Raw genomic sequence first — 26668 nt, 5'->3', positions numbered from 1 at the left:
CGCCTTTATGCATCCGACCCGCAAACGCCGGTTGATCATCGTGCTGCTGATGGTGGCCGCCGCCGCCGTGGCCATCGGCCTGACCGTGTTCGCCCTGCAGAAAAACGTCACCTATCTGTTCTCGCCCACCGAGGTGCTGAACGGCAAGGCGCCGGCGCACTCGCCGTTTCGCCTGGGCGGCGTGGTCAAGGAGCACAGCATCCATCGTGATCCCAGCTCGCTGAAAGTGGACTTTGTGGTCACCGACCGCTTCCACGACATGCCGGTGCAGTACACCGGCATTCTGCCGGACCTGTTCCGTGTGGGACAAAGCGTGATCGCCACTGGCCAGATGGACGGCAAGCACTTCAAGGCCACGGAAATACTGGCCAAGCACGATTCAACCTACATGCCCAAGGAAGTGGCCGACGCCATCAAGAAGGCCGAAGCCGCTGGCCGCGCCAAGAACGCCGAACACAAGACCGCGGCGCCGGCAGCCCCCACGCAAGGCGGAGATGCGCATTGATTCCTGAGCTTGCCCAATTTGCCCTGGTGCTGGCGCTGCTGCTGGCGCTGGCGCAATCGTTGCTGCCGCTGGCCGGTGCCTGGTCGGGCAGCCGTGCGCTGATGTCGGTGGCACGTCCGGCCGCCTACGGCCAGGCGCTGTTCGTGGCCGCCGCCTTCGTGCTGCTGGCCTACAGCTTTCTGGTGCACGATTTCTCGGTGGCCTACGTGGCCGACAACTCCAACCTGGCGCTGCCCTGGTACTACCGCATTGCCGCAGTGTGGGGCGCACATGAGGGCTCATTGCTGCTGTGGGCGCTGATTCTCAACGTGTGGACGGTGGCGCTGTGCGCCTTCAGCCGCCAGTTGCCGGAGGTGTTCGCCTCGCGCGTCATTGCCATACTGGGCCTGATCAGCGTCGGCTTCCTGCTGTTCATGCTGCTGACCTCCGACCCGTTCACGCGCCTGCTGCCGGCACCGGCCAATGGGGCCGACCTCAACCCGGTATTGCAGGACCCGGGCATGACCTTCCATCCGCCGGTGCTGTACATGGGCTATGTCGGCTTCTCGGTGGCTTTTGCTTTCTCCATCGCTGCGCTACTGGGCGGCGGCATGGAAAAGCACTGGGTGCGCTGGGCCCGACCGTGGACCAACGTGGCCTGGGGCTTTCTGTCACTGGGCATTGTCGCCGGCAGCTGGTGGGCCTATGCCGAGCTTGGCTGGGGCGGCTGGTGGTTCTGGGATCCGGTGGAAAACGCCAGCTTCATGCCGTGGCTGGTGGGCGCGGCGCTGATTCACGCTCAGGCGGTGACCGAAAAACGCGGCTCGCTGAGCGCGTGGACGGTGCTGTTGTCGATCTTCGCCTTCTCGCTGAGCCTTTTGGGTACCTTCCTGGTGCGCTCGGGCGTGCTGACCTCGGTGCATGCGTTTGCCTCCGACCCCAAGCGCGGCGTGTTCATCCTGATCTTCCTGGCCATTGTCGTCGGCGCCTCACTGCTGCTGTACGCCATTCGCGCGCCGAAGGTGGTCAGCGGGCGCTCATTCGCCGGCATGTCGCGTGAAACCGGCATTCTCATTGGCAACCTGCTGCTCACCGTGGCCGCGGCCATGGTGCTGCTGGGCACGCTGTTCCCGCTGATTGGCGATGCCTTCGGCTGGGGCCGTATCTCGGTGGGCCCGCCCTACTTCGGCACACTGTTCATCCTGCTGATGGCACCGCTGGTATTCCTGATGCCCTTCGGCCCGTTCGCGCGCTGGGGCCGCGCCGACAACGGCGAGCTCAAGCGCGTGCTGATCCACTGCGCGCTGTTCGGCCTGATCGTCGGCGGCGTGCTGATCGCCTGGCTGTGGTCGCGTGCAGTCGACCATCTGCAACTGGTGCTGGGTGCGGTGGGCGCGGCCTATGTGCTGCGTGGCGTGATCATGTATGTGCTCAAGCGCTGGCGTGGCGTACCGCGCGGGCGGCGCTACCCGGCCGAGATGGCCGGCATGCTGCTGGCACACCTGGGCGTGGCGGTGTTTCTGGTCGGCGCGCTGCTGACCAACGCGCTGAGCATTGAGCGCGACGTGCGCATGGCACCGGGCAAGCTGCAGGAAATCGGTGGCTACCAGATGCGCTTTGAGGGTGTGAAGCACGTCAAGGGCCCCAACTGGACCGCCGAACAGGCCACCGTCACCGTGCTGGACGATGGCAAGACCATCGCCGTGATGCACCCGCAAAAGCGCACCTATGATGGCGGCCAGATCCAGACCGAAGCGGCCGTGGACGCCGGCATCACCCGCGATCTTTACGTGGCCGTGGGCGAGGACCTGGGCGATGGCGCCTGGGCCATGCGCCTTTACGACAAACCCTTCATCCGCTGGATCTGGGGCGGCGGCGTGCTGATGATGGCCGGTGGTTTCATCGCCGCGGCAGATCGGCGCTTCCGCGTGCGTCGCCAGGTCTCCGATGCACAGACCAACGCCCTGGTGGAGAGCCAGACATGAACCGCGTCACGCGCCTGCTGCCGCTGATCGCCTTTGGCGTGCTGGTGCTGCTGTTCGGCTTTGGCATCTGGTGGAACACGCGCCACAGCCAGACCGAGGTGCCCTCGCCGCTGATCGGCAAGCCGGCGCCAGCATATACGCTGCCGTACCTGTACCAGCCGGACAAACAGTTGAGCAAGGCGGACATGCTGGGCCAGGTGTATCTGGTCAACGTGTTTGCCAGCTGGTGCTTTGCCTGCGGCCAGGAGCACCCGGTGCTGATGGCCCAGGCCCAACAGCTGGGCGTGCCGCTGATCGGCTACGACTACAAGGATGCGCCTGATGATGCCAAGGCCTGGCTAGCCAAGCACGGCAACCCGTATACCTACGTGATTGCCGACCGCAAGGGCGACACGGCGATCAATTTCGGTGTCTACGGCGCGCCGGAAACCTTCCTGGTCGACGCCAAGGGCATCATCCGCTACAAGCGCATCGGTCCGATGACGCCGGCGCTGATCCACGACGTGATCGAACCGAAGATCGCCCAGCTCAAGCAGGAGGCGTCCCGATGAGCGCATTTCTGCGCCCCTGGCGCATCCTGTTGATTGCCGTGGCACTGGCCGTGGCCGTGCCCGCGGCGCATGCCATCGACCCGCTGCCGTTCAAGGATCGGGCGCAGGAATTGCGCTTTCAGAACCTTACCCGGCAGCTGCGTTGCCTGGTCTGCCAGAATGAGGATCTGGCCGATTCCAACGCCGACCTGGCGCGCGACCTGCGCCATCAGATCTTCAAGATGATGCAAGCCGGCAAGACCGATGCACAGATCAAGCAGTATCTGGTCGAGCGCTATTCCGATTACGTGCTCTACAAGCCGCCGGTCAAACCCAGCACCTGGCTGCTGTGGTTCGGCCCCGGCGTGATTCTTCTCATCGGCGCCTTTGGCGTGGCGCGCTACGTGCGCGGCCGCGCCCGAACGGCGCCATCCATGCCGCCACCGGCTGACGGTGACGACTGGTAACCCCTTGCGAGCCTATCCAAGCCCATGACCTACGTGTTCTTCGCCCTAGCCGCCGCGATGGTGGTGCTGACCCTGGCTCTGCTGCTGGTGCCGATGCTGCGCAGTGGCCGCCGCAGCGGGCGCCCGCGTGGCGTGTTCGCGCTGGCGCTGGCGGTGGCTTTCGTGGTGCCGGTGGCGGCGGTGGCGCTGTACGCGCATGTCGGCAACCTGGCCGGCCTCAAGCCGCAGGCCGCCAAACCACCGCAGATGAGCATCCCCGAGGCCGTGGCGCGCATCAAGCAGCGCCTGGCCAAGCATCCGCAGGACCTGCAGGGCTGGGTCATTCTGGGTCGCACCTACACGTTGATGGACAAACCGGCCAAGGCCCGCGACGCCTTTGGCAAGGCACTGGCCCTGGACAGCGACAATGCTAACCTGATGGTGGCCTGGGCCGAGGCCGACTCAATGGCCCGCGATGATCACCAGATCAATGGCCGCTCGCGCCAACTGCTGCAAAAGGCCGTGAAGATCGACGCGCACAACCAGCGTGGCCTGTGGCTGCTGGGCATCAGCGATTACCAGCAGGGTGATTTCGTCAACGCCGCACTGACCTGGCGCCGCCTGGACACGCTGCTGGAGGGCGGCTCCAAGGTGAAGGCCGCCGTGCAGCACCAGATTGCCATGGCCGACCTTCGCGCCGACGGCAAATCGCAGGCCCAGGCCGAAACCATGGTGGCCAAACAGGACGCCAACGACGCCCCTGCGGGCAGCAATGCCGCCAGCAAGGCCCAGCTGGACGTGCACGTAAGTGTGAGCCCGGCATTGAAGGCAAAGCTCGACCCCAAGGCAACGGTGTTCGTGTTTGCCCGCAATCCCAGCGGTGCGCCGATGCCGCTGGCGGTGGCAAAGCTCAAGGCCAGCGCTCTGCCGGCGACGGTGAAACTGACCGACGGCATGGGCATGACGCCGAGCATGCAGCTGTCCAGCGCCTCGACCGTGGTGGTGACCGCACGCGTATCGAACTCGGGCCAGGCCCTGCCGCAAAAGGGCGACCTGGAGGGCAGTACGCAGGACGTCTCCACCGATGGCGAGCAGCAGGTCAAGGTGCTGATCGACCACGTCAACCCGGGCTCGTAAGGGCCACTCCAGACGATCGGATATGAACATGTGACGGCGGCTTCTTTGGCCGCCGCCGCGGCGCCGTTATACAGTGGCCGCCCACCATGTGATGCACGGTCCATGCCTGACGCACGAAAGTATTTCGAGCTGCCCTCGCCCTTCGCCATGAAACGCGGCGGCGCCCTCACTGGCGCCCATGTCGCCTACGAAACCTGGGGCGAGCTTTCGCCCAGGCGCGACAACGCCATCCTGATATTCACCGGGCTCTCGCCGGACGCGCATGCGGCCTCCAGCGAGGCCGACCCGTCGCCAGGCTGGTGGGAACGCATGCTGGGGCCGGGCAAGCCGATCGATACCGAGCGCTGGTTCGTCATCTGCGTCAATGCCCTGGGTAGCGACAAGGGCTCGTCGGGTCCTGCCTCGATCAACCCCGCCACCGGCGAGCCTTACCGTCTGGACTTTCCCAAGCTGACGCTGGAAGACGTTGCCAACGCCGGTCATGCCCTGGTGAGCGAGGGCCTTGGCATCGAGCGCCTGGCCTGCCTCATCGGATGCTCCATGGGCGGCATGAGCGCGCTGGCCTACATGCTGGCGCATCCGGGTCAGGTACGCGCGCACATCAGCGTGGACACGGCACCACAGGCGCAGCCCTTCGCCATTGCCATCCGCAGCCTGCAGCGCGAGGCGATCCGCCTGGACCCGAACTGGAACGATGGCCATTACAGCCGCGAGTGCTACCCCACCAATGGCATGAGCATGGCGCGCAAGCTGGGCGTGATCACCTATCGCTCGGCGATGGAATGGAACGGCCGCTTCGCGCGCATACGCCTGGACCCAGACCAGCGCGAGGAGCAGCCGTTCGGCGTGGAGTTCCAGGTCGAGTCCTACCTGGAAGCGCATGCCCAGCGCTTCATCCACCAGTTCGACCCCAACTGTTACCTGTATCTGTCGCGCGCCAGCGACTGGTTCGACGTGGCCGAGTATGGCAATGGCAGCGTGCACGAAGGCCTCAAGCGCATCTGCATCGAGCAGGCGCTGGTGATCGGCGTCACTACCGACATCCTGTTTCCGCTGGAACAACAGGAACAGATCGCACACGGTTTGAAGGCGGCGGGCGCCAAGGTGGAGTTTGTCGCCCTGGATTCGCCGCAGGGCCACGATGCGTTCCTGGTCGATATCGAACATTACGGACCGGCCATCGGCGGCTTCCTGGAGCGTCTGCCCAAACCCGACTGAGCCATGCGAAGGCGAAAAATGCGCGCTATCATGGTGGCCTGATCTTGCAGGTGACCTTATGCTCGCACTCGATTTTCCCGGCAGCCGCACTCTGGTCGACGCACTGGACGCGGCGGTGGACCATGCCTCCACCGCCGACATTACCGACGCCCTGCGCCGCACGCTGTGCCGCCTGATCCGCGAGCAGAGCGTGCAGTTGCCCGAATGCGTCTACGAGGCCGCCGACGATCATTACGCGCGTCGCGAGCTGTATCGCAGCGAGAAGCACGGCTATTGCGTCACCGCCATGACCTGGGGCCCCGGTCAGGGCACGCCGATCCATGATCACCAGGGCATGTGGTGCGTCGAGGGCGTATGGCGCGGCCAGCTGGAAATCACCCAGTACCAGCTGCTCGAGCACGACGAGCGCCGCTATCACTTCAATTCGGTCGGCTCCATCCAGGCCGGCCAGGGCTCGGCCGGGAGCCTGATTCCGCCGCACGAGTACCACACCATCCGCAACGCCAGCGACGATGCCATCGCCGTCAGTCTGCACATCTACTCGGGGCCGATGACCCAGTGCGCCATCTTCAAGCCGCTGGAAGATCACTGGTATCAGCGTGACGAACGCAAACTGACCCTCGACCACGTGCACTGATTCGGGCATACTCGCCCGCCTGACACTTGCCGAAGTGGCGGAATTGGTAGACGCGACGGACTCAAAATCCGTTTGTGGTGACACAGTGAGGGTTCGAGTCCCTCCTTCGGCACCAGCACTAAAGAAAAAGCCGCTCGATGAGCGGCTTTTTCTTTGCCTGAATAGGGCTCTCGGCACCTCAGCGGTTATCCCGGGAGAGATGTGGGCTCGCACCGAGATCAATCATGGATTTCATCTGACCATTCCAAGAGACGTCTGGCAGCTCAAGTACTAGCCTGTTGCTCTCAGGACTTGCATGAATCACAAGGCCAATTGGCTTTCTTCAAGGGCTGCTGTTGCCTGCAGCGCCACGCAGTCCGAAGTCGCAAAGGCTCAACGTCAAGCTCGTAGCGGCCCAGTTGCCTCAGTTTTCACAAGTCGTTGCAAGCTCAGCGGGCCGGTACGAACCTAAAAGAACAATATGCAAACATACGAAGGATGAGCGATAACGGAGCTTATTGGCCGCCGTGCTGACCTGCATTGCTAGGCAATGGCTGGCGCTTGGGCCCATCCGGCTCCCCCCACATCTCTGACTCGTAACCAGAGCGGGTGTTGGACCGGAAACGTCGCATATCGTCCGTGTTGCTCACCAACGCTACACGCCCGCCTTGAGCCTGTGACTCAGTAATCCAGTGATACGAGCCCGCCGGCAATGGCCTTGCCGAGACATACTTGAAGTGCATGTTGTATTTACCGTTGGGCATCTGCTCCGTATCCGTGGTCAGATACATCAACATCTGGCTATTGACGGGCTTGCCATCATCGCTCTGCGCGGGATGGGTGATCATGGCCTCCAGGTTTTTACGCAGTGCACGTTGCATCCTGGGCGAGAGCCGATGTGCTGGACTTACGTCCTTCACCTTGCCGTCGGCATTCACCTTCACGTAGACCGCCAGAACCTTGGGCGAACCGTCACTATCCTTTGCACCACTATCCACTTGTGCCGCGTTTGTTCCAGCCGAAGCACACAGACTCATCACAGTCAGAGCAACGGGGATAGCCAAATATTTATTCAGACTTTTCATGATGCGCTTATCCTCATGGAGGGCAGCTCTTATCAATTTTCTATGAAGGTTAATGTCCACTGAATGCCCCACTTTGGTAAGGCGTCATGTCCGGCCCGATGGTATCAGGCTCATCAAAGCTACGAACCAAAGCCCTGCCACCTGGGGAAACTGGCCTGCTTGCCCAGCGATAGGTCCCGGCGGGTAATGGTTTGGCCGCCACGTACTTGAAACGCATCTTGACCTTGCCAGGCGCCACTTCCTTCGACACGGGTGTGAGGTACATGATCATCTGGCTATCCACCGCCTTTCCGTGGTCCTTGGCGGGCTCGGTGATCATCGCCGCGATGTTTGAGCGCAGGATGCGCTGCATGGATGGCGTCAGTGAGTGGTCCGGTTTGACGGCCCGCACCTTCCCCGTATCATCCACCTTCACATAGACTTGCATGATTTTGTCTGGATTTGGTGAGCGCTTGACCGCATTCGGCTGCGCCGCAGCTCCAACCGAAAAAGTCATTCCGGCCGCTATTGCGACAATTAGCCCCATCCAGCTATTAATGTGTCGCATAACACCTCCTTTCGTTGCGACTCCACCTGCGACGGTCGCCGAAGGCACGCGCAAGGCGACACATCACAACCAAATTTCTGACAGCGCTACCGCCCCTCGCCGGTACCATCGTATTGTCTTACGCCGGCTATGAAACGTTGTCAAATATGACCTCGCTCCAGATGAGTCCGCAAAAAAGGCGCGGGAAGTTCACACCCCCCGCGCCCTATCCGCAGCGTACGCTATTTACTGACCCAGGTCGGTCAGGAAGCGCTTGGTGTATTGCAGCTGGCTGGTGCCGCTGACCGAATTGCAGGTCGGCGAGGCATAGTCGGTGCTGCCCGAGCACGGGGTGTCACGGTCCAGCGACCAGAAGTGCACGCCGGCCAGGCCCTGATTGATGGCGTAGGTCGACACGGTGTCGACGTCGGCCGCGGTGAAGATTTCGCTGGAGACATCGTTGCGCCCGATCATCGGCGTGACCTCGATATGGTCAGGCGTGATGCCGTAAGTGTGCTCGAGGTTATTCACCGCCTGGATGGTCGACTGCCCCATCTCGCATTGCCCGTTGGACACCACGCACACGCCAGATCCCGCGCTTCCGTAGTCCATCGTCATCAGGTTGATGGTGTAGTGCTGAAGCCCGGCGGCCTGAATGGCCTGGATTACTTCGTTGCCCAGGCTGTTGACGCCGCCGTAGCTGCCATCGGAGGCGGCCAGCGTGGCCAGCGTGAAGGAGAAGCGCAGCGTCGGGTACTGGTTCTCGGCGTAGGCCACGGCGTTGACCAGATCATTGATCTGCTGCTGGTTCTGCCCACCTTCGATATCAAAATCCACGCCCAGCATGTGCGGGGTGAGGTAGCGCTGGATGAACTGCACCATGCCGCTGGGGCTCGAGCAGGTGAAAGTGCCGGCCTGACCGCCGGTGGACACCACATAGTTGATGTTGTTGCTGTCCAGCGTGCCGATGTTGGCATTGGCAAACGCGTCCGCCGAGACGCCACCCCAGCTCTCGCTGCCACAGGCACCGGTGGCGAAGGCCAATGTGATCGCATGCAGATTGGGCAGTACACCCGGGGTCAGGCCACCGCTGCCCACCACGGGAATGGCCGAACCGGTCACCTTGGTCGACATGATGTTGGTGTTCCAGTTCAAGTTGATGGTGACGTCCTTGTACGGGCTGAAGATGAAATTGTCCGCTGGAGGATTGGCCGGTGGCGTGCCGGTGCCTCCCCCGTTGCCACCGCCCGAATCACCACCACCGCCATCACCGCCGCCGGAAGAGCCGGTGCAGCTTCCCTGTGAGGTCCACGGCTGGCCCGAGCCAGAACCGCCGTTATGCGTGGCCGGATCATCGCCGCGTGTCCACCAGTTGGCCAGATAGTTGATGCCGTTTTCGCTGGCCGTGTCACCTGCCGTGTATACCGTGCCGGCGCTCCAGGCGGCGGCACAGCTGGTGCTCTGCGCATGCGCGCTGCTCACCGGAACCACCGCCAGCAGCCCCGCCGCCATGACCGAACCTGCCACGCTGCCGCACGCGCCGATGGCGACGCGTGACCACTTCACCGAATGCTTCACGAACATGGAAACTCTCCTGTTGCCAAAGTTGGGTGATGGGCGGTGCCGCGACCGTCGTGCTCCCCAGGGTGGTCGCGCGGGGACAGGCCGCCCGGTGCCTCCCTGCCTGTCGCGCTTTGGAATACTCCCCTTGCCATGGCGTGATAGGCGATCAATGACAACGTTGTCTAATTTTGTCTTTATGAAACGTGACGTGGTTCCGACCGGATAAGGCGACCTGTCGACTGCATCACGTTGAGAGTCGTGGCGTTGACACGTACTTTGAAGCAAAAGCTTGGTTTCATCTCGCCATTACTCCAAGCGCTTCGAAATTCTTCGAACGAAGGCCCCTTCATCGATAATCTGAGAACCAGCCTCCTGCCGAATGACAACATTGTCACCAGGCCTGTCTCAAAGAAAAACCCGCCAGATCGGCGGGTCTCCGTGTGGGCCGAAAGCGATGGCGAAAACCACTACATCTGCGGCACGGGCGCCTTGCAGTTGCGGTCGATGAAATCCTGGTGGGGCGGCATCGCATTGACGCAACGCTCCACCACGCTGCCCACGTTCTGGATGAAGCCGAGCAGGTCGCGCTCGGAAAGCTGGTCCACAAACGGGTGATAGCCGCTCGGCACGATGCCCTGCCCGATCATCACCTGCACCCAGCTCAAGTGCGCGAACAGCTCATCGCCCTCACGGAAGAACAGACCGCTCTCGGCGAACAGGCGCATGTTCTCGGCTAGGCTGTCGGGGATGGGCATGTCGCGGCAATAACGCCAGAACGGCGAGTCGTCGCGCGTGGTCGCCTTGTAATGCAGGATGAGAAAATCGCGGATACGCTCGAATTCGGTAATGGCCTGCTCGTTGTATCGGCCGATCAGCGTTTCGGACATGCCCAGACGCGGGAACAGCTGCATCAGCCGCACGATGCCCGACTGGATCAGGAAGATCGAGGTTGACTCCAGCGGCTCCATGAAGCCGCTGGCCAGCCCCAGTGCGACCACGTTCTTGTCCCAGAACTTGCGGCGCATGCCGGTGGTGAAACGAATCTGCCGCGGCTCGCCCAGCGCCTTGCCGTCCAGCTGCGACAGCAGGCTGGCGGTGGCTTCGTCCTCGCTCATGTACTGGCTGCAATAGACATGGCCGTTGCCGACGCGATGCTGCAAGGGAATGCGCCATTGCCAGCCGGCCTCACGCGCGTTCGAGCGCGTGTAGGGCGTTGGCGGCCCGGTACGCTCGCAGGGCATGGCCACCGCGCGGTCGCACGGTAGCCAGTGACTGAAATCCTCATAGCCGGCATGAAGCGTCTGCTCGATCAGTAGACCACGAAAGCCGGTGCAATCGATGAACAGGTCACCCTCGACGACGCGACCGCTTTCCAGCGTCACCGATTCAATGAAGCCGCTCTCGCCATGCTGTTGCACGGAGACGACACGCCCCTCGGTGCGCTTCACGCCACGCTTTTCGGCATAGGCCCGCAGGTAGCGGGCGTAGAGGCCAGCGTCAAAATGGTAGGCGTGGCCGATGTTGGCCAGCGGCGAATTGGCCGGCACATCCTTGGCCGAAACCATGAAACGCCCGCGCTCGGCGGCCAGCGTATTGAGCGAATAGCGCCCCAGCGGGCCGGCCTTGCCCATGTGATGGGCCTTGAGCCAATACTGATGGAACGGCAGCAAGCCCAGCTCGGTGCCGATGGAGCCGAAGCCGTGCACGTAACTGTCGCCCAGCGCGCCCCAGTCGTTGAACTGGATGCCCAGCTTGAAGGTGGCCTGGGTGGCGCGGACAAACTCGCCTTCCTCGATCTCCAGTAGCTGGTTGAACAGCTTCAGGTGCTCGACGGTGGCCTCGCCCACACCGACCGTGCCGATGTCCTCGGACTCGACCAGCTCGATGTGATACGAGCGATCAAGCACCTTGGAAAGCGCGGCCGCCGCCATCCAGCCAGCGGTACCGCCACCGACCACCACAATGTTTTTCACGCGCGGTGTATTCATCGAGCCCCCATGTCGCCGTTGCTTCATCTGCATAGACAAAAGGCAGCGCCAAAGACGCTGCCTTTTGTCCGATAGGCCATGGTATCGGCCGGTCCGGCGCCGATACCACCCTCGCCTGGCACGCCTTGTTAGAAGCGCATGCCCAGCTCGAACTTCACGGTACGCGGTGCGTAGGTGATGTTGCCGTTCTTGTTGTAGACCACGGTCTCGTTGCCCGGGCCGGCAGTGATGTCGGAAATCGTATCGACGTAGTTATTGAAGTTGAACACGTTGATCAGGTTCAGACGGCCGTACAGGGTGATGCCGTGGCCCAGATCGAAGTTCTTGGTGGCCTGCAGATCGACATCGCGATAACCCCAGACCTTGCCACCGACAAGGAACTTGCCATTGCCATGCGGGGTGGCCGCATAGGCCTCGCAATAGCTGCCATTGGGGAAGGTATAGACCGGCGCACCGCCGTCACCATTGAAGCAGGCCGAGGAGTTCATCGGCGTCGGCGTCTGCAGCGTCAGCTTGGCGCCCAGCGTGATGCCCCACGGACCATCGAACGTACCCGAGGCGACGAAACGGTTCTTCGGCGCCGCATTGGAGGCGATGAACGGGTAGTCACCGACGGTGGCGTAGTCGAACGAGTAGTGCTCGTTGACGTCACGATTCTGGTCGGCGTCGATCAGGGTATAGGCAAACGTCGCACCCCAACCCGATTCCTTGGTGTACGGCTTGTTGGCCGACAGCAGCAGCTCGTTGTTGCGCGACTCGATACCGTTGTTGCCGATGATCAGGCTGCCGAAGCCCGGCACGCCATTGCCCCACGGCTGGCTGTGGTTCTCGAAGAAATCACCGTTCGGATAGCGGTTGCCCAGGGTGAAGGCAAAGCCATTCTTGTAGGTGATGTGCACGAAGGTGACGTCGGTCAGCCATTCACCAATCTGGTTGGACATGCCGATGCTGAACTGATCCGAGTACGGCGCCTTCATATTGTTGTTGAGCAGATCGACCTCGGTGCCTGCGTTGCTGGCAGAGCCCTGCAACTGCTGCACGCTGGACAGGCCATTCAGGTAGTCCGGGTTCCACGCCACGCACGGGGTGCGGCCGCCCAGGCACTCGCCGGTCTGCGGATTCTGGAAGTAGTAGGTGTACTGCGGCAACGCCGACTTGGTGGTCTCCAGCTGCAGATAGTTGTACAGGTTGCGATCGTAGGAACGACCGGCACCACCGTGGATCACGTGACGCTCGTCGTCGAACAGGTCGTAGGAGAAGCCAAAGCGCGGCTGCCACTCGCCCTTGTAGTTGGAGCGGTTGTGACCATTGCTGATGTAGTCGGCCACGTTGACGCCACCCTTGGCCAGGCTGTCGGCATAGGTCTGGCCGGCCGGCGCATTCGGATCCTGGCTGTACAACGCGTCGACCACGTTCTGCGGCGTGACGAAATTGGTGTAGGACGGGTTCTTCTCGTAATCCCAGCGCACACCCAGGTTGAAGGTCAGGCGATCGGTGATGTCCCAGTCATCCTGGATGTAGGCGCCGAACTGCTGATCCTTGGTCTTGACCGTCGGGGTCAGGCCCAGGCCGGTCACCGGCTGGGTGAACAGCACCTTGTACGGCGTGGCCTCGGTACCGTTGTCGGTCACGTTGTAGGTGAATTGGGGGTTCACATTGGCCGCATCGGCCGCCATCAGGTCCAGCTTGCGATAGGTCACACCCATCTTGACCACGTGGTCGCCGTGCCACTGGATATCGTTGAAGGTGAAGTCGTCCTTCAGCAGCCAGCCCTTCTGGCTCTTGTCCTGCGCCGCCAGCGGCGAGGCCGGGCCGGTGGTGATGATGGTCTTGGGATTCTGCACGCCGGACGTGTAGATATAGCCATTGCCATAGCTGCGCGGCGACGGGTTGTAGACGGTGTCCTGGTGGCCGATGATCAGCTCGTTGAACCAGGCCTCGGCGCTGTGATCCCACTTCAGGTTGAAGCGCTTGTCGTCATTGATCTTGTTGATCGCAGCCGACGCGGCGGTCTGGTTGCCGATACCGCTGACAGCGGTTTCCTTGCGAATCTTGCCCGACAGCTCGAAGCGATCGCGATCGGTCGGCTCCCAGTCGATCTTGCCGAAGTACAGGTTTTCTTGGAATGGCAGGCTGGCCGGGCCAAACTGCGACTGCACGTTGGCCGGCAGCTGATCCTGCAGGTACGCATAGTCAGCAATAGGCGTGACGGCGATGGGCTGGTTGAAGCGCTTGCCCTCGTAGGTCACGAAGAAGTGCATGGCGTCCTTGATGATCGGGCCACCCAGCGAGGCACCGAATTCCTTCTCCTGCGACACCGACTTGCTGCCGTCGGCATTCTCGGCCGGCGTGCGCGCACGGTACTTGTCGCTGGTGTAGCGATCGAAGACCTCGCCGTGGAACTCATTGGTGCCCGACTTGGTCTGCGCGGTCACCGCGGCGCTGGAAATCTGGCCGTACTCGGCCTTGTAGTTGGAGGTGATGACCTTGTACTGGCCAATCGCCAACTGCGGGAACGGGTTGCCCTGGCTGTCGCTCTGACCGGCCATGCCGCCGCCCATGACGTAGCTCTTCTGGCTGACGCCATCGATGAACACGTTGGTACCGTTGGAGTTCTGCGCACCGGCCTGCAGCGAGGTGTTGCCGTTGGCATCGACCTTGAACTGCACGCCCGGGACCACGTCGGCAAACTCGAGGAAGTTGCGCGAAATCTGCGGCAGCTCCTGGATCTGGCGCAGCGACACGGTATCGCCCACCTGCGAGGTCTTCACCTCAGGCAGCGAGGAGGCCGACACGGTCACCGACTGCAGGCTCTGCGCGTTGGCCGGCGAAGCGGTGGCCGTGGCGGCGCCATTGCCGCCCTTGAGGTTCAGGCGCGAGGTCGAGGCCACCGACAGGGTTACCGTCTGCGCCGGACCATTGCCCGCTTGCACCGAATAGGTGCCCGGCTGCAGGCCCACCAGCGTGAAGCTGCCATTGGCGCTGCTGGTGGTCTTGCGCGTGGAACCGGTGGCGGTATTGAACGCGGTGATGGTGGTGTTGGCCGGCGCGGTACCACGCACGGTCGCCAGGTTGGTCTGGGCGAACGACACGGTCGGCATGGCGATGGCAGCAGTCACCGAGGCGGTAATCACGGTGGCCAGCAGGCGCTTTTTCAGCAGACGGGCGCCCAGGCGGCTATGGAACATGGAATGGCGTTGCATGGAGTTTCCCCTCAACAAAGGACGGTGGGTCTCGTTTTGTCGTTATGCAGTGGTGATGGCGGGAGCCGGCCGACCGCGTGGTGACGGAACGGACGTCGCCCTGAAACCGCACGAGTCGCGAATCACGAGCTCGGTCGGCAAGGTCTGTTCGGACACCACATAGGTGTCCGGTGATTCCACGGCCATGGCCAGTTGGGTCAGCGCCGAGCTTCCCAGCTCGGCAATGGCCACGTGAACCGTGGTCAATGGCGGCGTCAGATAACGCGCCATCGGAATATCGTCAAAGCCCGCCAGGGCCACATCCTGCGGCACGCTCAGACCCGCTTCGCGGATCGCCGACAGACAGCCGATGGCCATCATGTCGTTGGCGCAGAAAATGGCCGACGGCGACAGCTTCAGGGCCTCGCGTCCCATGCGATGCCCCGACTCCTCCGTGAAATCACCTTCCAGGCTGAGCGCCGTTGCATCCGGCAACACGCTGGCCATGCCTTCCATGTAGCCGCGCAGGCGCTCCTGCGCGTCGAAATTGACCGCCGGGCCGCCGATAAAGGCGATCCGGCGATGACCACACGCGGCCAGGTGCTCGACCATGGCACGCGCACCACCCACGTTGTCGGGCATCAGCGTGGTGTACTGATGCCCCAGCCCGTTGCGCACATTCATCAGTACGCTGGGCAAATTCGGCGACAAGTTCTCGCGCAGGAACGCATCGTCGGCATGCGGTGACATCACCAGCAGGCCATCGACCCGTCCGCGCATGGACTGCAGGGCTGCCGCCGCTTCCTGCGCACTACCGTGCGAGGAGGACAACAACAGGTGCAAACCGTGCGCCCGTGCCGCCAGGTCGATGCCGCGTATCAGCTCGGAAAAGAACGCTCCGTGCAGATCCGGCAGCAAGGCCCCGACCGCATGTGTGCGTCGCGTGATCAGACTTCGCGCCGCGCCATGCGGGATGTACTTCAAACGCTCGGCCGCCTCGCGGACGCGGCGGCGCGTACCTTCAGTCACGCTCTGGTGACCATTCAACGCACGTGAAACCGATGCCACTGATACGCCTGCCGCCTTCGCCACATCTTTGATGGTGACCGTCATGCCGCCGCGTATCCCCGAAGCTCACAAGCTCGCCGGCGCGCGCCGACGGAAGCGGAATGTAAGCGTTTCCATACGTGCATGCAATGAAATTTTTACGCACGATATGTTGCGACGCGTCATTTCTGCATGAATTTCATGTAACCGTTTTCATCACACCATTGATTTTCCACGCCCTGAAGGTGGTCTCATAAAAGCCGCCATATTCGGCGCTTTTTGCGTGATCCCGGTTTACATGCGACGCATTTGCTTGCGCCATCAAGGTGAAGCGCGGCTGTCTGCCTTGCCCTCGCCGCTTTGTTGCATCGCAACACCAGCGGTGTAATCCAGATAGGTGAAATTCAGCTGTGTGACGTCGAGGCGACTTGGCATGAGGCCGGCTCGATGCCCTCGGCGTCGCGACTGCGGCAGGCTTTCACGCACAAAAAAGCCGGGCGCACGCTGGCGCCCGGCTGCCTGTTTGGACGAGGGCTGACCACCAAACACGGCCAGCCCCGGCCGCCCTCAGCTTTCCCTGAAAGCCTTCTCGATGCGATCACCGATGTTGGCGTCGATCTTGCGCCAGTACTCGAACACGCGCTTGAGTACCGGTTCGGTAACGCCGTCCTTCAGATGGCCGACGACGTTGTTGACCAGTCGCTCGCGCGCGGCGTCGTCCATGGCCTTGTTGACCAGCGCATTGGCCTGCACGAAATCGTCGTCCTCGGCGTGCCGCTGGTAGGCCGAACGCAGGATCTCGCCCTCGGCGTGCCAGGTGGAATCATCCTTGACGTTGGGATCGGGTTGCGGGCCACCTTTGGAGTTGGGCCAGTACACCGGATCGGACACCTTGTTCATGCGCATGGCGCCGTCCTTGCTGTAGCTGTGCACGGGCGCCTGCGGCGTGTTCACCGGTATCTGCTTGTAGTTGACACCCAACCGCGCACGATGGGCATCGGCGTACGAGAACACGCGCGCCACCAGCATCTTGTCCGGGCTGATGCCGATACCGGGCACCAGATTGTTGGGCTCGAACGCGGCCTGCTCGATCTCGGTGTGATTATCGGTCGGATTGCGATTGAGCGTGAGCTTGCCGACCTTGATCAGCGGGTAGTCGCCATGCGGCCAGACCTTGGTCAGGTCGAACGGATTGAAGCGGTAGGTCTCGGCGTCCTTGAACGGCATCACCTGCACGTACAGCGTCCAGCTGGGCGCGTTGCCGTCCTTGATGGCGTTGAACAGGTCGCGAGTGTGGTAGTCGGCATCCATCCCCGCCATCTGGTCGGCATCATCCTGCGTGAAGCATTCGATGCCCTGGTCGGTCTTGAAGTGATACTTGACCCAGAACTTCTCGCCGTCCTTGTTCACCCACATGTAGGTGTGGCTGGAGTAGCCATTCATGTGGCGCCAGCTCTTGGGAATGCCACGATCACCCATCAGCCAGGCGACCTGATGCGCCGATTCCGGTGACAGGGTCCAGAAATCCCACTGCATGTCATGGTCGCGCAGGTTGTTGTCGGCACGACGCTTCTGCGAGCGGATAAACTGCTGGAACTTGAGCGGATCACGAATGAAGAAGACCGGCGTGTTGTTGCCGACCATGTCGTAATTGCCTTCGCTGGTATAGAACTTCAGCGCAAAGCCGCGCGGATCGCGCCAGGTGTCCGGACTGCCACGCTCGCCGGCCACGGTCGAAAAGCGCGCCAGCACGTCGGTCTTGGTACCCGGCTGAAACACCGCGGCCCGGGTGTAACGGCTGATATCGTCGGTCACTTCGAAGTGACCGAACGCACCGCTGCCCTTGGCATGCGGCTGACGCTCGGGAATCCGTTCGCGATTGAAATTGGCCATCTGCTCGATCAGGTAATGATCGTGCAGCACAATCGGACCATTGGGCCCGACGGTCAGGGAATATTCGCCACTGGCGACCGGTATGCCGGCGTCGGTCGTGGTGCGCTTGGGAGTGTCGCTTGCCATGCTGAGGCCTCCATCTAAAGTGCTGGTGTGTGCCTGCCGCTACCGTTGAGCCCCCGCCACGTAACGGTTGATGCCCGGGCGAATGCCGGAACACTGCCCAGCATAAGTTTCGCCAGTGAACCTGGCGTAAAAGCCGGCGCCCACCATGCCCTTGCATGGCAACGCGTCGACAGTGCCGCCCCCGCTAGCGCGGTGTCGGTGCCGATTGCGGCAGCAGTCCCTGCTGCTTGAGCTCGGCCCACAGTTCGGCCGGAATGGTCGCGCGCATCAGCTTGGCGTTCTCGCGCACCTTGTCTGCGTGCTTGGTGCCGGGAATCACCGCCGATACCACCGGGTGCGCGGCGCAGAACTGCAGCGCCACCGCGCGCAGATCGGCCTGGTAGCGCTGGCAGATCTCGGCGATGCGCTGGCGTTTGTCGAGCATCTCATCGGGCGCCTGGCCGTACTCGTAGTGCGCCCCGCCCGCCAGCAGACCGGAATTGAACGGGCCGCCCACCACGACGTGCACACCGCGTTCCTGACAGGCCGGAAACAGCTGATCCAGCGCCGGCTGGTTGAGCAGGCTGTAGCGCCCGGCCAGCAAAAACACATCGGGGTCGGCCTGATCGAGCGCCTTGATGCAAGGCTCGACCAGGTTCACGCCCAGTCCCCAGGCCTTGATCACGCCCTGCTCGCGCAACTGGGTCAGCGCACGCGCGCCGCCTTCGATGGCGGTCTTGAACTTCTCGCTCCAGGCGTCGCCGTGATGGTCGGCGGCCACGTCGTGGATGTAGGCGATGTCGATCTGTGCCATGCCCAGGCGCTGATAGCTGTCCTCGATGGAGCGCATCACCCCGTCGTAGGAGTAGTCGTACTCGAAGGCGAACGGCAGCCCGTTGACGAAAGGCGGATTTTTCGGCGCGCTGCGATCGGCGTGGAACACCCGGCCCACCTTGGTCGCCAGGGTGAACTCATCGCGCGGATACTCGCGCAACACCTGGCCGAAACGGTGCTCGGACAGGCCGCTGCCATAGTGCGGCGCGGTATCGAACAGGCGGATGCCGCTGTCCCATGCCGCACGCAGCGTCTGGCTGGCGGTGGCCTCATCCACTTCATCGAACATGTTGCCCAGTGGCGCGCCGCCAAAACCCAATGGTCCCGGCGGAGAAAAGTGCTTGCTAGACATGACGGCTCCTCATGGCTTTGAGTGATCGACGCGCGGCCACGCGCTCTCATTAAGCTGGGCGCGGGCGGGACTAAGCCAACCACCGCTTCCGCCCGGCATTCAGCCCGCACTGGGCCTGGCGCGCGCATGGTGAGCCGGCGGATTTGAAATACAGCGCCGCCGGCATCACGTTTTGCCGTGATGCACCTTTAAGTTCACAAGGAGGCCCGCCATGGCCACCGGATGGGCGCGCGAAGGCGCCGTTCAAGACCAGATCGACAGCACCGTGGCCGACGGCGTGGCCGCGGCGCGAGAACGCATGCAGAACCGTGGTCCCAGCCTGGCGTTCTGCGAAGAATGCGACGAGCCCATTTCCGAGGCCCGCCGCAAGGCCGTGCCCGGCGTGCGCCTTTGCATCCAGTGCCAGGAGGCGGCCGATCGCGACGCGCAACAAAGCGGCCTGTTCAACCGTCGCGGCAGCAAGGACAGCCAGCTGCGCTGAAGTGACCCTCCGCCGCGACGATCCTGCCACCGGTTACGGTGTGGGCGCGTGGCTACCTTGCCAGTGCTTGCGCGCGAGATTGTCCGTCGGCGTATCCAGATAGAAATAAGCCACCGCGCTCCAGTCATCGTGACGGAAGTAGTTCACCCAGCCATCGGGGAAGTCCTTGTCCGAAAGCTTGGGTGGGTGCTGCATGGTAAGCAGGTTGGAAATGTGGCCGTTGGCGTCGACGCTGATCAGCTTCATCGGTGCGCCGTGGGCAGCGTGCTCGCGCACTTCGGCCAGCGGACCACCGCCAATCTGCTGCACCGTCACCTTGAGGTCGTGCTGGAAATACACCGGATCCGGCGCGTGATAGCGATAGCAGGCCCAGCGCAGGGTCTTCTTGTTGGCAATCACGCAACCGCTGTCGCGATTGATGAAGTGGCTCATGCCCCAGGCGGTGCCGAAGTAATCCTCCACACCGGTGCCGACCAGGCTCGGGTAGCGGCGGTCGCCATCGATGTACATCTTCACTTCGCCCTCGCCCCACCAGTGAGCGCCATAGATGGGGTCGGCGCGCACGCCAATGTTGGTGCCCAGGTAGGCGCCGTGGCCTTTCACGCGCGGCAGGATCACAAAATCCTGGCCCAGCGGAGGCGTATTGCGATGCCAATAGGCGTGCAGATAGGCCATGTGTGGCGGCGCATGCGGCCAGCGCTCGTAGCTGACGTTGTAGTAGATGTGCGTCAGCGGCGTGTCACCATCGTTGTAGATGGCAATGTGCGCGCCGGTGCGATACGGCATGGGCAACGTGCTGGTCAGCGAGCGGCCCTCGGCATCGGTGAACCACACCGACTGGTACGGCTTCATGGCGCCAAAGGCCAGCCCGAAGAACGCATCCAGCGGCACGGACACCGCCGGCTTGTCGGCGTGGTCCCAGGTCATCACGATGCGCAGTTGCTGCCAACGCTTGGCGCTGCGATCGCTGGTTGAAAGCTTGATGCGCTTGACGATACCGGGGCCGTCCACGTTCAACAGGTCGACATGGCCATGCGCCGGGATGGCATCGAAGGCATGGCCCTTGGCGCCCTGGTTGAGCCTAGCACCCTGCCCTTGCACACCGTTGTGATTCTCCGGACTGCTCATCCGCGAGACCACACCTGGCGGAAGTTGATAGACCGATTGCGCCATAACCGCGGTGGAAAACACGGTAGCCATGACCAGCAGGGTCCATCGCAGCACCGATGAGCATTGAGTAGAGAGAGATTGTTCAGTCATGGCTGCAAGCTTGCCAGAGGGGCACGTGACTGCCAAAAGCCTGACGCCTTGAGTACAGCGTACACATAGGCGAACACCTCGTTTCCTGAAACGCAACAATGGCGCCTATTTTATTGTTTTAAAATAACTTTCCTTCAAAGAAGCATGCTGGCGACGTACGCGCCTCACATCGCAATTTCACTGAAGTTGCACGCTCTTTTGTGCACATTGTTGCGCTGGTGCAGCAGGCCCGAGGCCTACTGCACACAAGGTGACACAGGGCCATTGCGGCCTATCGGACGTGCCACCGGAGAAGGATATCGCCCGATAGCACCGCCACGTGGCCACATCGCCGCCGCGCTATGGCTGTGCCCGATCACCTGGATTTCGTACAGCATCGCGCCCTGCGGCCGATGCGGAGCTGAAACATGAAACGATTGTCCCTGCCTCGCCTTTTTGCCCACCGCGCTGACTTGCACGGCAAGCTGGCGGCCATCGACCGTAGCCAGGCCGTCATCGAGTTCGATCTTCAGGGGCATGTGCTGGATGCCAATCAGCGGTTTCTGTCGACCATGGGCTACACGCGCGAGGAAGTGCTGGGGCAGCATCACCGCATGTTCGTCGATCCTGTGCTCGCCGACAGTGACCACTACACTGCGTTCTGGCGTCGCCTGGCCAAAGGGCAGTCGGAGAGCGGGCTCTACCGGCGCCAGGATCGCCACGGTCGCGATGTCTGGCTGCAGGCGAACTACAACCCGGTTCTCAACGCCCTGGGGCGGCCGGTGAAGGTGGTCAAGTACGCCACCGATGTCACCCGCCAGCGCGAAGAGGCCGCGGCCATGCACAGCCGGCTGCGCGCCATCGATCGTTCGCAGGCCTGGATCGAGTTCGATCTGGACGGCTATATACGCAACGCCAACGAGAACTTCCTGCGCACCATGGGCTACGAGGCCGAAGCCATCATCGGCCAGCACCATCGCATGTTCGTCGATCCGCAGGAGGCACGCTCATCGGCGTATGCCTCGTTCTGGCGGCGCCTGCATGACGGTCACTTCGAGGCCGGCATCTACCAGCGCTTTGACAGCCACGGGCAGCCAGTATGGCTACAGGCCACCTACAACCCGTTGCTGGACGCCGAAGGCCGTCCCACCGGCGTGATCAAGTACGCTACCGACATCACTGCGCAGACGCGGGCCACTCAGACGCTGCAGTCGGCGGTCGGCGGGCTTTCCGGCACCGTCATCGACAATGGTCGCAAGGCGGCCGACGCCCAGCATATGACTCGGGATGCCGTGGACGTGGCCACACGCGGCGGCGATGTGGTCGAGAACGTGGTGCGCACCATGCAGGCGATCCAGGACAGCACCCGGGATGTGGCCGAAATCCTGGATTTGATCAACACCATCGCCTTCCAGACCAACCTGCTGTCATTGAACGCCGCCATCGAGGCGGCGCACGCGGGTGAACTGGGCAAGGGTTTTGCCGTGGTGGCCTCGGAAGTACGACAACTGGCCAAGCGCAGCGCCGATGCCGCTACGCAAATCCGTACCCTTCTAGGTACCGCCGGCGAACGCGTCGATGAAGGCGCCCAGCTGGTCGGCGGCGCCGGTCAGGCCATGCGCGACATCATGAGTTCCGTCGCTCAGCTCAAGCAGGTCATGGACGATATCTGCGCCACCTCTGGCAGCCAGTCCGAAGGCATCAGCGAAGTGCATGTCGCCGTGCAGCAGCTGGAGTCGTTGTACCGACGCGAGCAGAAAGCGTTGGCCTGCTGATGTTTTCTGGCCCACTCATACCTGCTTGTCGAGAGCTTGTCGAGGGTCGGGTCAGTACTCGACGGTAACGGTGATCTGATCGGAGTAGGCCCCGGCCCTAACGTACTGGCCGGGCGCAACTGAACCATACACGGTGAGGTTCATCGATGCCGCCAGCAGCGCCGCCACTGTGACCATTTGCGAGCCCCCGGACCCGTCGCCCCATACCGAAGTGCGCGCGCTGCTGGTGAAGAGGTTGTATCGAAGCGACTGCCCTCCGGCCATCATCCTCCGGGTTGCATAGTTCGGCCCCTGCCCGCGCGACAGGCGAATGGTCGCGGCAGGGAGCAAAGCAAACGTGTAGCCGCACGCCAGACGAACGTTCCCCGTGCTGAGCGATGGACTGGGAGCGGACGCATCGTAGGTTCCAAAGTTCACCGAGGTGGCGCTGATGGTCACCGGATCAAGCGCGGTGCCGCAGAGCGCCGCACGGGATGGCGCAGCTCCCAGCGACAGGATAAGCGCAAATCCAAATAGGCACACTTGCCGATCAACGCGCACCATGACGCCCCACCCGGGTGCAGAGAACGGGCCCCAACCGTTGCATGTGGCCATTCAGGGGCACAGCCGGAAGATCGACCGAGAACTGGCAGGCCTCACCTTGCCAAACCACCCACCCGCGCAGATGCGGTCGGGAATGGCTGAGATAAATCATCCCGTGATGACCCAGCACAGTGCGGCTCTTGCGGCCCCGGAACGTCACAGCGGCGCCGGCCGGAGGGTATGTGCCATCTCGTAACGCAACGGCCATGAGCAAGGGTCGGCCAGATGAAGGGCCGAGGTCGACCACGATGCCGCTGTGGCGACGAGGAACCACCTGTTGCCTGGGGTGATCGAGCACGACATCCATCGGATAGTCGGTCGGGTCGACCGACAATTGGTTGGTGACGTATGGGCTTAGCCCCGTCACCACGGCGTTGCCCTCGGCATCACTGGTTGCTACCACGCGATGATCACGCTGCACTTTGATATGGGGTTTCCCAGTGCGCACCAGCGCAAATGCACCACCTGTAGTACGGGTGGTGAAAATGTCGCCGTTCATCCATATCAGCGATCCCGCTCCAGATAGCCGTTCGGCGGTCCGCCGCCCATCCTGGGCCATCTCCGCCCAGGCGTGACCATCGCTTCCGACCCAATCAAGGCGGGCACGGGCATAGTGTCCAAGATCGTCCCCTCCGGCCAGCCGGTAACCGAATCCTCCATCCGGATCTGGCAAGTGGTTGTATTCCGCTCGCCAGGTGCGTTGATGCTGATGTATTCCCAGGGAAAAGCCGGCGCTGCGATGCTCACCCAGCGGCAGCGAGAAGTAAACCTGCCCCTGTGCATCATGGCTACCGGCATCGTATAGCGCGGTGAACGCCAGATATGCACCTGCGCGAAGATGATAGCGATAGCTTGCCGTCCATAATCTGGTACGCACGCCATCTTCGTTGGTAGCGACCCATGACAGGGCAACATCCGCAGCCTCTCCCAGTGGTACACCAGCTCCTGCCTGAGCACGGAACCGGGCTGGGGCGGGGCCATAGAGGCTGCCCACATCCCTGTAGCCAGGCGAGGTGTATTCGCCACTGGCATAAACACTGAGTGCACCCATCTGGCTGTTAAGCGCCACGGACGCCAGCCCACCCCAAAGATCGTATGCGTGGCTGGCCGCGGTGGAAATCTCCACCACCCCGAAGGGTTGTACCGCGAAGGCTATTCCTCCTCCTGCCAGGGATACCGGGCCGGACCACTCGCCGTGGGCACCCAATGTAAGCTGACTTGAAAGGCCCTGTCGCCAACTCGCCAACAGTGCGGGCGCGGCGTAGTTGAAACTATCGACTCCGTACCCTCGCCGCAGCCATCCGGCGTCCAGCGAGTAGCTCTTCAGTCCTGTCTTGAGCAGACGACTGGAGGTAAAAAAGGGCACCGTCTCGCTGGTCTCCCGGCCAAGCACATCGCGTGTCACCACGGTGGCCTCACCGGGGCCTGTGAGCACGGGAAGATCGCGAATCTGAAAGGGACCGGCGGCGAGGTTATGCTCGTGCAGGATTCGCGACGAACCAATGTAGACATCAAGATCCGTCGGTACGGTACTGCCTCCGGAAAATTGCGGTAGTGGAAATGTACGTAGACTTGGTTGCAGTGAGTAATCGCTGGCAAGCTGCACGCCTGCGAGGCGAACCGATCGGCTCCAGCGAACCGCGCCGGATACTGTATCGCCGAGCACCAATCGCCGTAGACGCGCTGGACGTTCAATAATGATTGAGGTATCCAGCCGGACCCGCTGGTGCCGCTGTCCGGTATCCAGGGTGAACCCCGAGGCCAGCAGACGCCACCCAGGTGTGAAGTAGGTACCGCTGAAGGTAACGCCTCCTCCATCACCGGCGCCTCCTGCGCCGTGGGTGGCTACTGCGTCATAGTCGAGGGCAAGGCCACGACTGGAGGTCGGTACAGGTTCATCCTTGCTTGAAGCGAGATCGAACACAGCAGGATAGAGGCGCGCGTCCACCGCCTGGATCATCAATCGCTGTCTGGCCTCATCCACACGCGCCGTGAGGCCGCGAAGCGCGTCAAACGCAACCTCAGGAAGGTCTGGATCACTGGTATACGGCCGCAAATGCACGCGCTTCAAGAAATTGTGGCTTACGTAAAGAGAGTCGCTGCGTTGTTTGACTCGCGCCACCAGATGGCGATTGCTGCCATTTACCCAGACTTCCAGCAGGAGGTCACGGTTTGCTAAACGCCGGCGGAGCGCGGGTTTGTTGACGCTAGAGACGCTATTGACGTGAGAGGACGCATTCATCACCAGCAGAAAAAGCAAGGCCGAGCCCATGTGCATCACGGCACCAAGGCTGGCACATCAAGATCCACGTTCAGCGTTTTTCCTGAGTCAGCGTAAATGCCGTGTACCGACACATGCTGGCCAACACTCAGGGAAATCTTTTCCAGCGGCCAAGTACCCCGGCTTCCGGCCAGCACGTAGTGCAATGCATGATCAGAAACCGGCGCCGTCCTTCCATCGGACGTCTGGATGGCCAAATGCGTCAATTTGGCTCGCTCAAGCCCGCTGTTTTTCACCTGCAGCCACCACCGCCCCTGACGGTGATCGAGTGACCAGCTCAAACGCGGAGCTGCGTTGGAAGGAGTGTTTTCAAACACCGGAACACTTATGCGAAGCAACACATGCACGCCCTGCCCGGCACTGGCATTGGGCAACTCGGACACGATCAAGCGATAGGTGTGCTCGCGCCCGTCACTAACAGCAGGCACAGCGATCCGGACCAGCTGCTGCTTGCCCGGGTTCAATTGCATTAGTGGGGGACTGATTTCGACGCTGGCATTGGGCTTAAGCCGATTTCTCCCGTTTGTCTGGACCCAGGTGAACCCCTCCACCTGCGCCACCACCGGCGCATCTCCACGGTTGGCGACATGTAGAATCAGCATGCCGCCACGACCGGACACCTTCAGCGTTGTCGGCGATACGGAAATAGCATCGGCATGCGCTTTACCCAACGCGATACCGAACAGCGCGACAAGCGCGATCCCGGAAATCCGCATGTCGCAGGCTCAGTAGTTGAGTGTAGCGGTCACGCTGTCCGAATAACTTCCGGCAGGCACGGTCTGACCATTGGGAATTTCCGCATAGACCGTAATCGCCTGGCTTCCTCCGGAACCGGAGGCGGACACCGTATCGGTGCCGGAATTGCCATCACCCCACAGCGAGGTATGCGAGGCATCGGTATAAAGGTCGTAGGTCAGCTGATCGCCATTTTCACTGACCATGTGCCTGTTCGCCACTGTGCTGCCGGCATTGCTACCTGCATCCAGCGCTACCGTGTAAGGCGTGCCATTGGTACACAACACGCTAAGGGTGCTGCTGGTGTCACTGGGGGAGCCTGCGTTGGGATCGTAAATCCCAAAATCGACGTTGGTGGCTGAAATCGTGCAGTTGGACTGCACGGTAGCGTTGACGGTAAAAGTGGTCGAAGAGGTGGCTGCATACACCGCTCCCGAAACCGCAACGCCTATCGAAAACAGACTCGCCAACATCGCGGCCCGCACTCTGCGCACCGAGATACGAACACCTTTAACTTGCACCATGTTCCCCGCTCCCTGCGAACGTGCATGCTTCTGACAGAAGCGCTCCCCTAAGCGCAATTA

22 protein-coding genes and 1 tRNA gene are annotated in these 26668 nt (G+C 62.2%); 10 read left to right on the top strand and 13 right to left on the bottom strand.

Annotated elements, in window-relative coordinates; translation table 11 throughout:
• Nucleotides 1-7 precede the first annotated feature (7 nt).
• From ccmE to HBF24_RS01925, 8 genes are all read left to right on the top strand, one after another.
• Entirely contained in the window at nt 8-505 is a 498-nt protein-coding gene (gene ccmE / locus HBF24_RS01960) for a cytochrome c maturation protein CcmE (RefSeq protein WP_167168116.1), read from the top strand.
• Nucleotides 502-2469, top strand: a complete 1968-nt coding sequence (locus tag HBF24_RS01955; RefSeq protein ID WP_167168113.1) for a heme lyase CcmF/NrfE family subunit — start codon at nt 502-504, stop codon at nt 2467-2469. Before ccmE ends, HBF24_RS01955 begins: the two co-directional genes overlap by 4 nt.
• On the top strand, nt 2466-3020 hold the full coding sequence (locus HBF24_RS01950; protein WP_167168110.1) for a DsbE family thiol:disulfide interchange protein: 555 nt from the start codon (nt 2466-2468) through the stop codon (nt 3018-3020). The genes HBF24_RS01955 and HBF24_RS01950 overlap by 4 nt, the downstream gene beginning before the upstream one ends.
• A complete protein-coding gene (locus HBF24_RS01945) occupies nt 3017-3466 on the top strand; it encodes a cytochrome c-type biogenesis protein (protein WP_167168107.1) in 450 nt (149 codons plus the stop codon). Before HBF24_RS01950 ends, HBF24_RS01945 begins: the two co-directional genes overlap by 4 nt.
• Before the next feature lie 24 nt (nt 3467-3490).
• Nucleotides 3491-4582, top strand: a complete 1092-nt coding sequence (locus tag HBF24_RS01940) for a hypothetical protein (RefSeq protein WP_167168104.1) — start codon at nt 3491-3493, stop codon at nt 4580-4582.
• Nucleotides 4583-4684: 102 nt separating this feature from the next.
• Entirely contained in the window at nt 4685-5800 is a 1116-nt protein-coding gene (locus HBF24_RS01935; RefSeq protein WP_167168100.1) for a homoserine O-acetyltransferase, read from the top strand.
• A gap of 58 nt (nt 5801-5858) precedes the next feature.
• Complete coding sequence (locus HBF24_RS01930; RefSeq protein ID WP_167168097.1) at nt 5859-6437, top strand: cysteine dioxygenase family protein; 579 nt, start codon at nt 5859-5861, stop codon at nt 6435-6437.
• Between the two features lie 28 nt (nt 6438-6465).
• Nucleotides 6466-6552, top strand: a tRNA-Leu gene (locus HBF24_RS01925).
• Between the two features lie 379 nt (nt 6553-6931).
• Here the strand turns inward: HBF24_RS01925 and HBF24_RS01920 are convergent.
• The 8 genes from HBF24_RS01920 to HBF24_RS01885 form a co-directional block, all read right to left on the bottom strand.
• Nucleotides 6932-7501, bottom strand: a complete 570-nt coding sequence (locus tag HBF24_RS01920; protein ID WP_167168093.1) for a hypothetical protein — start codon at nt 7499-7501, stop codon at nt 6932-6934.
• A 49-nt stretch (nt 7502-7550) separates the two neighbouring features.
• Nucleotides 7551-8048: a hypothetical protein gene (locus HBF24_RS01915; protein ID WP_167168091.1), complete on the bottom strand. Its 498-nt coding sequence runs from the start codon at nt 8046-8048 to the stop codon at nt 7551-7553.
• A gap of 225 nt (nt 8049-8273) precedes the next feature.
• On the bottom strand, nt 8274-9611 hold the full coding sequence (locus HBF24_RS01910; protein WP_167168088.1) for a carbohydrate-binding protein: 1338 nt from the start codon (nt 9609-9611) through the stop codon (nt 8274-8276).
• A gap of 446 nt (nt 9612-10057) precedes the next feature.
• Entirely contained in the window at nt 10058-11578 is a 1521-nt protein-coding gene (locus HBF24_RS01905) for a tryptophan halogenase family protein (protein WP_167168085.1), read from the bottom strand.
• A gap of 128 nt (nt 11579-11706) precedes the next feature.
• Nucleotides 11707-14766 carry a TonB-dependent receptor gene (locus HBF24_RS01900; protein WP_167168758.1) on the bottom strand — a complete coding sequence of 1020 codons (3060 nt, stop codon included), beginning with the start codon at nt 14764-14766 and terminating at the stop codon, nt 11707-11709.
• 57 nt (nt 14767-14823) lie between these two features.
• The gene (locus HBF24_RS01895) at nt 14824-15873 is read right to left on the bottom strand and encodes a LacI family DNA-binding transcriptional regulator (protein ID WP_167168083.1); all 1050 of its coding nucleotides are present in this window, start codon (nt 15871-15873) and stop codon (nt 14824-14826) included.
• A gap of 501 nt (nt 15874-16374) precedes the next feature.
• Nucleotides 16375-17826 carry a catalase gene (locus HBF24_RS01890; protein WP_167168079.1) on the bottom strand — a complete coding sequence of 484 codons (1452 nt, stop codon included), beginning with the start codon at nt 17824-17826 and terminating at the stop codon, nt 16375-16377.
• 184 nt (nt 17827-18010) lie between these two features.
• Nucleotides 18011-18991, bottom strand: a complete 981-nt coding sequence (locus tag HBF24_RS01885; protein WP_167168076.1) for an aldo/keto reductase — start codon at nt 18989-18991, stop codon at nt 18011-18013.
• Between the two features lie 211 nt (nt 18992-19202).
• Here HBF24_RS01885 and HBF24_RS01880 point away from each other — a divergent pair, with 211 nt between their 5' ends.
• The gene (locus HBF24_RS01880) at nt 19203-19472 is read left to right on the top strand and encodes a DksA/TraR family C4-type zinc finger protein (protein ID WP_167168072.1); all 270 of its coding nucleotides are present in this window, start codon (nt 19203-19205) and stop codon (nt 19470-19472) included.
• Between the two features lie 33 nt (nt 19473-19505).
• On the opposite strand, the gene HBF24_RS01875 is transcribed toward HBF24_RS01880, so the two are convergent.
• Nucleotides 19506-20732: a glycoside hydrolase family 172 protein gene (locus HBF24_RS01875; protein WP_167168070.1), complete on the bottom strand. Its 1227-nt coding sequence runs from the start codon at nt 20730-20732 to the stop codon at nt 19506-19508.
• 407 nt (nt 20733-21139) lie between these two features.
• Between HBF24_RS01875 and HBF24_RS01870 the strand changes: the two genes are divergently transcribed.
• Nucleotides 21140-22486, top strand: a complete 1347-nt coding sequence (locus HBF24_RS01870; RefSeq protein WP_167168067.1) for a methyl-accepting chemotaxis protein — start codon at nt 21140-21142, stop codon at nt 22484-22486.
• 51 nt (nt 22487-22537) lie between these two features.
• Here the strand turns inward: HBF24_RS01870 and HBF24_RS01865 are convergent, their stop codons facing one another.
• The 4 genes from HBF24_RS01865 to HBF24_RS01850 are packed head-to-tail and all read right to left on the bottom strand — an operon-like array spanning nt 22538 to nt 26608.
• The gene (locus tag HBF24_RS01865; RefSeq protein ID WP_167168064.1) at nt 22538-23029 is read right to left on the bottom strand and encodes a spore coat U domain-containing protein; all 492 of its coding nucleotides are present in this window, start codon (nt 23027-23029) and stop codon (nt 22538-22540) included.
• Complete coding sequence (locus HBF24_RS01860) at nt 23016-25346, bottom strand: fimbria/pilus outer membrane usher protein (RefSeq protein WP_167168061.1); 2331 nt, start codon at nt 25344-25346, stop codon at nt 23016-23018. Before HBF24_RS01860 ends, HBF24_RS01865 begins: the two co-directional genes overlap by 14 nt.
• On the bottom strand, nt 25346-26065 hold the full coding sequence (locus HBF24_RS01855; protein WP_167168058.1) for a fimbria/pilus periplasmic chaperone: 720 nt from the start codon (nt 26063-26065) through the stop codon (nt 25346-25348). Before HBF24_RS01855 ends, HBF24_RS01860 begins: the two co-directional genes overlap by 1 nt.
• Before the next feature lie 9 nt (nt 26066-26074).
• Nucleotides 26075-26608: a spore coat U domain-containing protein gene (locus HBF24_RS01850; protein ID WP_206064122.1), complete on the bottom strand. Its 534-nt coding sequence runs from the start codon at nt 26606-26608 to the stop codon at nt 26075-26077.
• Nucleotides 26609-26668: the final 60 nt, after the last annotated feature.

Origin of the sequence: Oleiagrimonas sp. C23AA (genome assembly GCF_011759385.1) — a bacterium.
Classification (GTDB): domain Bacteria; phylum Pseudomonadota; class Gammaproteobacteria; order Xanthomonadales; family Rhodanobacteraceae; genus Oleiagrimonas.
The sequence above is the reverse complement of the archived record's forward strand: the minus strand, read 5'-3'. Positions and strand labels throughout refer to the sequence as shown.

What these genes read in the sequence shown, in the direction of transcription:
- HBF24_RS01905 (WP_167168085.1), bottom strand. Translation starts at nt 11,578, where the DNA reads ATGAATACACCGCGCGTGAAAAACATTGTGGTGGTCGGTGGCGGTACC.
- HBF24_RS01945 (WP_167168107.1), top strand. Translation starts at nt 3,017, where the DNA reads ATGAGCGCATTTCTGCGCCCCTGGCGCATCCTGTTGATTGCCGTGGCA.
- HBF24_RS01895 (WP_167168083.1), bottom strand. Translation starts at nt 15,873, where the DNA reads ATGACGGTCACCATCAAAGATGTGGCGAAGGCGGCAGGCGTATCAGTG.
- HBF24_RS01875 (WP_167168070.1), bottom strand. Translation starts at nt 20,732, where the DNA reads ATGACTGAACAATCTCTCTCTACTCAATGCTCATCGGTGCTGCGATGG.
- HBF24_RS01935 (WP_167168100.1), top strand. Translation starts at nt 4,685, where the DNA reads ATGCCTGACGCACGAAAGTATTTCGAGCTGCCCTCGCCCTTCGCCATG.
- HBF24_RS01900 (WP_167168758.1), bottom strand. Translation starts at nt 14,766, where the DNA reads ATGTTCCATAGCCGCCTGGGCGCCCGTCTGCTGAAAAAGCGCCTGCTG.
- HBF24_RS01850 (WP_206064122.1), bottom strand. Translation starts at nt 26,608, where the DNA reads ATGGTGCAAGTTAAAGGTGTTCGTATCTCGGTGCGCAGAGTGCGGGCC.
- HBF24_RS01910 (WP_167168088.1), bottom strand. Translation starts at nt 9,611, where the DNA reads ATGTTCGTGAAGCATTCGGTGAAGTGGTCACGCGTCGCCATCGGCGCG.
- HBF24_RS01865 (WP_167168064.1), bottom strand. Translation starts at nt 23,029, where the DNA reads ATGGTGCGCGTTGATCGGCAAGTGTGCCTATTTGGATTTGCGCTTATC.
- HBF24_RS01920 (WP_167168093.1), bottom strand. Translation starts at nt 7,501, where the DNA reads ATGAAAAGTCTGAATAAATATTTGGCTATCCCCGTTGCTCTGACTGTG.
- HBF24_RS01940 (WP_167168104.1), top strand. Translation starts at nt 3,491, where the DNA reads ATGACCTACGTGTTCTTCGCCCTAGCCGCCGCGATGGTGGTGCTGACC.
- HBF24_RS01870 (WP_167168067.1), top strand. Translation starts at nt 21,140, where the DNA reads ATGAAACGATTGTCCCTGCCTCGCCTTTTTGCCCACCGCGCTGACTTG.
- HBF24_RS01930 (WP_167168097.1), top strand. Translation starts at nt 5,859, where the DNA reads ATGCTCGCACTCGATTTTCCCGGCAGCCGCACTCTGGTCGACGCACTG.
- HBF24_RS01880 (WP_167168072.1), top strand. Translation starts at nt 19,203, where the DNA reads ATGGCCACCGGATGGGCGCGCGAAGGCGCCGTTCAAGACCAGATCGAC.
- HBF24_RS01855 (WP_167168058.1), bottom strand. Translation starts at nt 26,065, where the DNA reads ATGCGGATTTCCGGGATCGCGCTTGTCGCGCTGTTCGGTATCGCGTTG.
- HBF24_RS01950 (WP_167168110.1), top strand. Translation starts at nt 2,466, where the DNA reads ATGAACCGCGTCACGCGCCTGCTGCCGCTGATCGCCTTTGGCGTGCTG.
- HBF24_RS01885 (WP_167168076.1), bottom strand. Translation starts at nt 18,991, where the DNA reads ATGTCTAGCAAGCACTTTTCTCCGCCGGGACCATTGGGTTTTGGCGGC.
- HBF24_RS01860 (WP_167168061.1), bottom strand. Translation starts at nt 25,346, where the DNA reads ATGCACATGGGCTCGGCCTTGCTTTTTCTGCTGGTGATGAATGCGTCC.
- ccmE (WP_167168116.1), top strand. Translation starts at nt 8, where the DNA reads ATGCATCCGACCCGCAAACGCCGGTTGATCATCGTGCTGCTGATGGTG.
- HBF24_RS01890 (WP_167168079.1), bottom strand. Translation starts at nt 17,826, where the DNA reads ATGGCAAGCGACACTCCCAAGCGCACCACGACCGACGCCGGCATACCG.
- HBF24_RS01915 (WP_167168091.1), bottom strand. Translation starts at nt 8,048, where the DNA reads ATGCGACACATTAATAGCTGGATGGGGCTAATTGTCGCAATAGCGGCC.